Source organism: Persicitalea sp., assembly GCF_041751555.1.
GTDB lineage: Bacteria > Bacteroidota > Bacteroidia > Cytophagales > Spirosomataceae > Persicitalea.
The window spans coordinates 1-9,096 of record NZ_JBGSXF010000640.1; the positions used below are offsets into that span (position 1 = coordinate 1).

Below are 9,096 nucleotides of genomic sequence, written 5' to 3' on the forward strand. Positions count from 1 at the left end.
GCGAATCCAGCACGGGGGTTTGGTACTCGGTGCTTCCGTAGGCTCCCAGGCATTCGTAACCCATGTCATCGGCCATAATCAGGATTACATTGGGCTGTTTTTGGGGTTCGGCGGGCAGGAAACTGAGCGTGGCAAGAATAGTCAGGGTAGTTCCCAGGAAGAGGAGACCTTTTTTCATACTGGTTTCACATTTCTGATCGATTTGAGGCTACTATGAACCAGGGAGGTTTAGATGTCGGCAGTAGACAATTACAAGGGTCTAGTGATTTTGGAAGTTTCAGATCTTAAACCAACAATCTGAAAATAAGAATCATTATTAAAAAAAATGCCGCCGTTTGCTGGTTGGTACCGTCAATTTACCCTGAATTCACTGGACTACAATATTACTTAATCGCCGTGCTCTTGAAACTCAACTTCTCCAATCCATCGGCTACCTCCGGGCAGCTCATGAACAAGTCCCACAACAGCCCTGTCCGGTGATTCTCAATCATGACAATGATCGGACCCTGGTCTATGGCGAGGTGAGAAGTGGCGTACCAGTTTTCCGATTCGTTAAAGGCGTCCACAAAACCATATTCACTCCACAGCTTATCACCCAGGTCATCGTAGAAATGCCGGAGCGCCTTCATGGATTTGTCGGGGGTGTAGGGAAAAGAGGACAGCGCGGCGGTGGGCGTGATGGTACCCAGGTCGTTGGTTGGGGAATGGCCTGCGTAGCCTCGGGGCGTGTCGCTGGATGTCAGGCCCCAGGAGTTTTCCCCGTAGCCTTTATATTTTTTTGGGTTGTCCACGCAGTACTTATAGTTGATGAGAGAGTGATTGACATTCTGCTCCCAGTAGTCGGCGTAGTTGTCGGTGAGCCCCTTGGGGTTTAGTCCCAGAAACGAGTAGTGCGTGAAGAACAGGGGCCCGCCAAAATCCTGCCCCAGAGGCAGTTTGACGTCGTAGTACTCGCGCCGATTCATGAAGTTACGGCCCACGGCCCAGCCCTTGTGATATACTTGGGGGTGGATGCCGTACTGCGGCGAAGCGGCCGCCAAAATGTAAGTGATGAGCGTCTCGTTGTAGCCGCGCAACTCAAAATCCATCGCCCAGCCATTGTTCGGACTCCAGTGCCAGTAAAGTACATTGCGTCCGTCGCGGGTAAAGTAGTCCCATTCTGCCTGCCGCCACAGATTATTGATGCGGTTGCGGAGCTGGTTTTCGGTGGGATTGTCCTGGGTGAAGTACTGCCGGGCGCACAGCAACCCTTGGAACAAAAAGGCCGATTCGACCAGATCGGCACCGTCGTCTTTACGGCTGAAAGGGATCGTCTTTCCCGTCGTGCCATTCATCCAGTGCGGAAAGATGCCGTGGTAGGCGTCAGCTTTTTGCAAGAACATTAGCATCTTCAGCAGCCGGGCCGCAACCGAATCGCGCGGCTGCCACTGGCGCTCGGCGGCTACGATCATCGCCATCACGCCGAAGCCCGTGCCGCCCGTGGTAACTACCTCGTGGCCGTAGTTGAAGCTGGTGTTGCTGCGCTCGCGCGCCAGCCCGCTCACCGGATGCCCGAAGTCCCAGAAGTACCGAAAGGTTTGCTTTTGCACCAGTTCCAGCAAATCGTTGTCGGAAAGATTCCTGGGGCGGTCGGCGGGGCTAAAGGTAGTTGTGGCGAGATTCTTATTTTTTTGGGTGAAACCCGGCGTAACAAACAACGCTGCCAGAAGAATAGCCAAGAGTAGTTTTAGAGGAGAATTTTTCATTGGGGAGAATTTGATTTATAAAACAATAGACCGACCGGACGCTCACTTATTGTAGTTCTAGTTTTTTTAGCCCTGCCTTTACTTCCGGCGTACTCATCAGCAAGTCCCAGACCAATCCGCTGCGGTGATTTTCAATCATAATAATGATTGGTCCCTGGTCGATAGCGAGGTAGGAAGAGGCGAACCACGGCTGATCCAGCGAGAAGGCATCGTGGAAGCCGAACTCACCCCAGAGTTTGTCGCCCAGCACGTAGTAGAAAAACTTCAACGCCCGCATCGACTCCTCGGGCGTGTAGGGCATGGAACCCAGCGCGGCGGTGGGCGCGATGATGCCCCGGTCGTTGGTGGGCGAACTGGCCGTGTAGCCGTCTGGTATATCGCTGGCAGTCAGGCCCCAGCATTTTTCGCTGTATCCGTAGAATTTCTTGGGGTTGTCTTTGCAGTAGTTGTAGTTGATCAAGGCATGATTGCGGTTCTGATTGAAATAATCCGCGTAGCCGTCTTTCATCTCTTTGGGGTTCAATCCTAAAAAAGAATAGTGCGACAGAAACAGCGGCCCGCCAAAGTCGGGGCCAAGCGGGAGGGTGATGCCGTAGAAAGACTTGCCGTTGCGGAAGGCTCCCTTGCGCGTCCAGCCCTCGTCGTAAACTACCCTGGGAACTGCGTGCGTGGGCGAGGCCGCCGCCAGCACGTAGGTAATCAGGCTTTCGTTCCAGCCCGAAATAGGCTGGTTGATGGCCCAATTTTGGTCGGGGCTCCAATGCCAGTAGAGTACGTTCTGCCCGCCCTGCCGGAACCAGTCCCACTCCACGGCCCGCCAAAGTACGTCGATGTCCTTGCGCAGGGTGGTTTCGGCGGCATCGTCGCGGTTGAAGTACTGCCGGGCCACCAGCAAGCCCTGTATGAGGAAAGAGGTTTCGACGAGGTCGGCCCCGTTGTCTCTCGCGCTGAACGGTACGGTCTCCCCCGTGGAGCCATTGAGCCAGTGCGGAAACGCGCCGTGGTACCTTTTGGCCTTGGTGCTTAGGAACGTCACAATCTTCTGCGTTCTTTCCAGCCCTTGATTTCTTGAAATAAAATTTCGGCTGATAGCCACCGGAATCGCCATGATGCCGAACCCGCTGCCGCCCGAAGTGACTACGTCGCCCGAGGTGTTCCGCTCCCGCGCCAAGCCGCTGACCGGGTGAGCAAATTCCCAGAAATAAGCAAAGGTCTTGCGCTGCACGAGCGTGAGCAGCGAGTCGTCGGAAATGACGGGAAACTTATTGGTAGAGTCCAGCCCCGTCCGCAGCTTGACCGTGATCGGTATCTGAAAATTCCCGCCCGACTTGGATTTTAAGTCTTTTGAAATCTGTAATGTATATTGCTCCAAAGAAGCCAGCGGTGATTCGGGCGTGATGGTCAGGTCGCTGTTGTCGTTCTGATAAGTGACTTTCAGGGGTACTTTGCCGCCCGCCGCGTTGCTCATCTGAATGCCCGCCGGGACGGAAGCCGGGTCGATTTTGGCGGAGAAGGCCAGTTGAATGGTTGGGGTGGTATTGAGGTTAGTGTACGCAAAGCCATCGCTCTTGCCGTCAACTTTGATCGAGTTCAGGCTAAAAACGGAAGCCTTGGGGTCGTCCACTGCCTTCTCCTTACAACCAACGAGCAGGATGGGAAGTATTACGAAGAAACACAACAGCCGGGAGTACAGCATTCCGCCAATAGTCAGGACACAAAGTTGCACAGAGTCAAGCACGGAGTTTCACGGATTTCTGTGGAAAGTACCCACCACGACCAGGTAAACAAAAACGGGAAGGAAATTTCCTTCCCGTTCCAGACTTACTTTTTCTGAGTAAAGAGTTCCTTGATCTCATTCTCGGGAAGTGCCGCAGTGTAGACACGGAACTGATCCAGCGCACCCGTATAGTTCTTCATCCAGGGATCGGGTGCATTACCAATCCCGATGTGTTGCTGGAAGCCCCCGATGACGAACTTCGACGCGTTGTTGAATTTCAGCGCACCCAAAGGCGCTCCTCCTTTCTTAACATCGGTCACGGAAGCAGCCAGGGGTAGTTTGTTGCCATCCAGGTAGGCGGCAAACTTGGAGGTAGCGGCATCGTAGGTGAACGCTACGTGCTTCCACTTGCCGTAAGCATCGGCCCAGCGGTTAAGGCCATCGGCGCGGGTGCCATTGCCCGCGAAATCAAACCAGTTACCAGCAAAGTTGAACTTGACCCGCATGGAATCGTTCTTCGCCTCGCCATCGATCATCATGAAGGTATTGCCCCAGAAATCTCCGGTATTGGGCAGCATGAATACCGCTTGCGCACCGCCCAGGCTTTCGGCTTTCATCCAAAAAGCGATGGTGAAGCTTTCCATCGTCGCCAGTTTGCCCGCCGTAGCGTACTCGATTTTCCCGTTGGCGGAGCCTTTGTAGGCTTTGCCTTTAACACCGTCGATGTAAGAGACGCCGTTGGCCTTGCCCCGGACGCCAAAGATGCTATCGACCGGATTGCCTTCGAAGGCCCAGAGCCGCTGCAACGGCCCATTGAGGGAAGGATCGTCTGCCGAAACGAAATCAAAGTCAGGTCGCTCCAAATCCTGACAGGAGAAGGAAACGACTGCCATCAGCAATACGAATAGTTTGGTAATTGATTTATATGTTTTCATTGTTGTAAGGTTTTATTTTACATTTTAAGCCACAAAGCTATGAACTGAGAAAGTTGATAGGGACGAACACCGAATATCAAAATTCCAACGTCTAGCATCCAACGTCCCAAACATCAATAATCAGGATTCTGCACCAGCACGCCCTTCGACTTGTCGATTTCGCCCTGCGGAATGGGTAGGTAGCGGTTGCGGGGCTGGTAGCCGAGGGGTTTGAGTACCTCGTCGGCAGTGCCCCAGCGCACCAGGTCGAAGAAACGCTCATTCTCCATGCCCAGCTCCACGCGGCGTTCCTGGCGGATCGCTGTACGTAGTTTTGCCTGATCGGTCGTCGTGACTTTTGGCAAGATAGAGTTGTTGCCTTCCCGTGCCCGGGCACGCACCATCTCCAGCCATTTCAGGGCATCGGCGGTGTTCTGCTCGCCGCCCAACTCGTTGGCGGCTTCGGCGGCCCACAGCAACACGTCGGCGTAGCGGATCACCCGCAGGTTCATCCAGCGTCCGGCACGGTTGGCCTTGGCATCGCGATCGACAGGATTGGTATATACCTTTTTGTTCCAGTAAGGGCGGGGGATGCTGGAGGTCGCTGGAGGAACACTCTCATTGTAAGGCGCATTGACCTGCCCGGATATCAGCAGCGTGGCGTTCCGGCGGGGATCGCCCTTATCGAAGGCCGAGGCCAAATCTTCGGTAGGCGTGTTGAATCCCCAGCCCAGATTCCATTCACCCGAACCCCGGACACCCTGCACCTGTGCGTACTGAATTCCCAGGTTGGTTTGGGAAATTGCGTAGTAAGCCTGAATCTCGAAAATAGATTCGGCGTTGTTTTCTCCTTCGTTGCGGAAAATACTGCTGTAATCTTTGACAAGGCTATAATTTCCGGCATTGATCACTTGCTTGGCCAAAGCCAGGGCACCGCCCCAATCTTTGCGCCACAGCATTGACTTGGCGTGCAACGACCGAGCGGCCCCGCTGGTGATGCGGCCTATGTAAGCAGCGTTCCAGGTAGCAGGAAGAACGGCGGCGGCAGCCTGTAAATCGCTGTCAATCAAGGCAAAAATCACATTGGTTGGCGACTTGGGGATGTTGGCTTGCGCGGCGTCGGTAATTTTGAAATCAATCTTGGGTACTTCTCCGTACGTGCGCACCAGGTTGAAGTAGGCGTAGGCCCGCATAAATTTGGCTTCTCCCAGGTTCACCTGCGTGGCCGGATCCGTAGCCCCTACGGAGTCGATGTCCGAAATCACGGTATTGGCCGCGTTGATGAGCGCGTAGTGATCGTTCCAGTACCCGTTGATGAGCCATTGATCTTTGACGTACTGAAACTTATCGAAAATATTCTCGGTATCCACGCCGTCCGTTACGGAACTACCTTTGCTGGCGTCGTCGGAGCGAATGTTGTGAACGGCAATATAAGGCAGCGCCGATACGCCAAAGGCCCGCATCCGGGCGTACACGCCGAATACCTGGCTGTCGAACGACCCGGCAGGAATGTCCTTCTCGGTGTAGCGACCCAGCGGTTCGCGATCAAGGAAGTCGTTACAGCCCGCCAGGAACGTCACACCCACAAGGGCAACGACGGCGAGCGACTTGGTCAATTTTGTTGGGTTCATGAGATTAGTATTTGTTAGTTCTTCGTACTGAGTTCTTTGTACAATATACTTGATTAACTATATGCGGCAGGCGCTACTTCACTTTGTGCCTTTGTGCCTCTGCCACTTTGTGCCTTTTTTAAAAATTAAGATTCAATCCAAAAGTATAAATCGCAGGCAGAGGATACGTACCATCGTCCACACCGAAAGCGATCGTACTGCCGCCAATTTCCGGCGTAAAGCCAGTGCTGTTGGTGAAAGTCACCAGGTTCTGCGCATTGACGAATACCCGTAGCGACTTCAATTTCACCCGATTGAGCAATTCCTTTTTGAAATTATACCCCAACTGCACATTCCTGATGCGGAAGTAGCTGCCGTCCTCGATCCAATAAGAAGAAGGAACGTAGTTGGTCGAGTGTCCCGTGTGCAATATCGGCTCCCAGTTGGAAGTACCCTCCCCATTCCAGCGATCCAGTCGCTCTCTCTGGAAGTTGAACTGCGCAAAAGTACCCCGGTTCCAGTCGCGGAATATTTCGTTGCCATACACCCCGTTGCCTTCCATACTCAGGTCGAAACCCTTGTAGTTCAGCGTAAAGTTGAGGCCGTAGGTAAAGTCGGGTGTCGGGTTACCGATCATCGTCCGGTCGTCTTCGGTAATAAAGCCATCGCCGTTGGTATCGGCATATTTCAAATCACCCGGCCCCACCTCACCGATGGAACTGGCGGGTGATCTGACCACATCTAAATCGTTTTGATAAACCCCTGCTACATTGTATCCATAAAAGTACCCGATCGGGAAGTTTTCCGTAGTGCGGGAAGCTCCCCGGATAATGGCAAAGCCCGTGGTGGCCAGTGACTCTACCTTATTATTGAGGGTAGTAAAGTTGCCGCCAATACGGTAAGAGAAGTCGTTGGTCACGTCCTGGTTCCAGGAGGCCGTCAGTTCGATACCGTGATTGGAAATCTCGCCGGCATTCGTCAGGCCGGGGGTAGTTCCGGCGGCACCGGGTATTAAAGCCAGAATATCGTTCGTCAGCTTGCTGTAATAATTGGCTTCGAGAAACAGACGGTTCTTCAGCGTGTATAGTTCTAAGCCTGCTTCAAATGCTTTGATCGATTCCCAGTGCAGGTTGGGGTCGTAGAGGTACTCGTTTTGCAACGCCGCCACGATGTTTTCGCCAAACACGCCCGAGTTAGCGGCGGTCAGCGTCGGGTAAGCAGGGTAGCGGTAGCGGTTGTCGATGTTCTGACTACCCAGAATACCCCACGAACCTTTCACTTTGAGGTAGTCGATCACGCTTTGGCTCTTGAAGAAATCCTCTTCGCTCACCAGCCAGCCGGCGCCCACGGAACCGAAATTCTGCCAGCGGCCATCGCCCGTAAAGGCCGAACTACCATCGCGACGGAAGGAGGCGTTGAGCAAGTACTTACCATTATAATTGTAAAGTACCCGACCCAGATACGAAAGCGTAGCCGATTCCCAGGCCGAACCATCGCCACGCTTGGTGGAAGCGTCACCTACGTTATCCACGTACCAAAACTGTGGGTTGTTAGGAATCTCGAAGCTGTTGCCCTGTTGAACACTGGCCGAAGTACCTTCAAAGTTGCGGTAGTAGGTAGTTACCCCACCGAGTACCGTCAGATCATGGCTACCGATCTTCTTGGCGTAAGTCAGCAGGTAGTCCTGCTGCAACTTGGAGAACAGGTTCTGGCCCTGATTGAGGGAAGTCTGCTGTACCAGGTCGTCACGCTTGTTGTCCCCCACGATTTCGGGGTTGTAAACCGTAACCAAAGGCTGATAGGAGCGGTTGGTGTTGAAGCCGTAATCCGCGTAAAGCGTCGCTTTGAAATTGAAATTATTCAGGAAAAACACTTGGCCATACACGCTACCTACGCCGCGGTACTGGGTACCGATCGAGGTTTGGCGCTGCGACACGACGTCCACCAATGGATTGTACACCTGCGCCCGCTGAAAATCGGGAAGCGTGTGGTACAGGCCGGTACCTTCATCACGGATGGGGGCAATGGGTACCGCCCGAATGGCAGAGGCTACCCCTTTGTTATCGGGCAAATTGGCCTTGTAAGCGTTGAAAGTGACTCCGAATTTCAGAGACTTGGTCACGCTGAGTTCGTCGTTGATGTTCAGCGTAATTTTCTGGTACTGCTCGTGCTGGATTATACCTTCTTCCTTCACATAGCCGACGCCCATATAAAACTTATTCTTCTCCGAGGCACCCGACACACTAAGGTTGTTGTAGTTCAGGGCACCGCGCTGAAAAATTTGATCCTGCCAGTCGGTATTGCCCGTCCAGAAGGTGTAGTCGTAAGGTTCGCTGCCCTGGTTGGCGAGTTGCTCGTTAAATAATTCCTTGAACTCGCTGGCGTCAGTCAATTCCATCCTTTTCTGTACTTGCTTGAAGCCCAGCGTCGTATTGAAATTGAAGTTTAGTTGCCCGGCTTTGGCTTTCTTCGTCGTGATCGCGATGGCACCGTTGGCCCCTCTTACACCGAATATAGCCAGCGAAGAAGGATCCTTAAGTACCTCCACCGACTCGATGTCCGAAGGGTTCAGGAAGTCGATGTTGTCGTTGAGAATGCCATCCACGATATAGACCGGACTGGCACCGTTGATGGAGTTCGTACCCCGAATCCGCACGTCGGGACTGGCACCGGGGCGTCCCGAATTGACGATGGAAAGTCCGGCCACGCGCCCTTGGAGGGCACTGACGGGATTCACAACAGGCTTATCGGCTATTTCCGAGCCTTTCACCGTCACGATGGAACCCGTCAGATCCCGCTTGCTGGCAGTACCGTAACCGATCACCACTACTTCGTCGAGGGCACGGGTATCGTCTGCCAGTTCAACGGTTATGTTGGTCTGATTGCCGACGGTCACTTCTTGCGGCGACATACCGATCATGGAATATACCAATACGGAATTTTGGGAAGGGACCGTGATGGTATATTCCCCTTCGATATTTGTTGGAACACCGGTAGTGCTGCCTTTAAGCAGCACGCTTGCACCGGGCAGACCTTCACCTTTCGAGTCGGTCACTTTGCCCGATACGCTAATTCCCTGCGCGTGAGCCATACCGCCCAAGAAGAGGAAA

General features: G+C 53.5%; 5 protein-coding genes. All 5 read right to left on the reverse strand.

All coding sequences use genetic code 11. The features are described from left to right. Positions 1-383: 383 nt before the first annotated feature. The gene (locus ACEW8P_RS22495) at positions 384-1,745 is read right to left on the reverse strand and encodes a glucoamylase family protein (RefSeq protein WP_373515315.1); all 1,362 of its coding nucleotides are present in this window, start codon (positions 1,743-1,745) and stop codon (positions 384-386) included. 46 nt (positions 1,746-1,791) lie between these two features. Continuing rightward, positions 1,792-3,483 carry a glucoamylase family protein gene (locus ACEW8P_RS22500; protein ID WP_373515316.1) on the reverse strand — a complete coding sequence of 564 codons (1,692 nt, stop codon included), beginning with the start codon at positions 3,481-3,483 and terminating at the stop codon, positions 1,792-1,794. Between the two features lie 83 nt (positions 3,484-3,566). Further along, on the reverse strand, positions 3,567-4,397 hold the full coding sequence (locus ACEW8P_RS22505) for a LamG domain-containing protein (protein ID WP_373515317.1): 831 nt from the start codon (positions 4,395-4,397) through the stop codon (positions 3,567-3,569). A 113-nt stretch (positions 4,398-4,510) separates the two neighbouring features. After that, the gene (locus tag ACEW8P_RS22510; RefSeq protein WP_373515318.1) at positions 4,511-6,007 is read right to left on the reverse strand and encodes a RagB/SusD family nutrient uptake outer membrane protein; all 1,497 of its coding nucleotides are present in this window, start codon (positions 6,005-6,007) and stop codon (positions 4,511-4,513) included. Positions 6,008-6,125: 118 nt separating this feature from the next. Beyond that, positions 6,126-9,096, reverse strand: a 2,971-nt coding sequence (locus tag ACEW8P_RS22515) for a SusC/RagA family TonB-linked outer membrane protein (RefSeq protein ID WP_373515319.1), incomplete at its 5' end; no start/stop codon positions are given.

What these genes read in the sequence shown, in the direction of transcription:
- ACEW8P_RS22510 (WP_373515318.1), bottom strand. Translation starts at nt 6,007, where the DNA reads ATGAACCCAACAAAATTGACCAAGTCGCTCGCCGTCGTTGCCCTTGTG.
- ACEW8P_RS22505 (WP_373515317.1), bottom strand. Translation starts at nt 4,397, where the DNA reads ATGAAAACATATAAATCAATTACCAAACTATTCGTATTGCTGATGGCA.
- ACEW8P_RS22495 (WP_373515315.1), bottom strand. Translation starts at nt 1,745, where the DNA reads ATGAAAAATTCTCCTCTAAAACTACTCTTGGCTATTCTTCTGGCAGCG.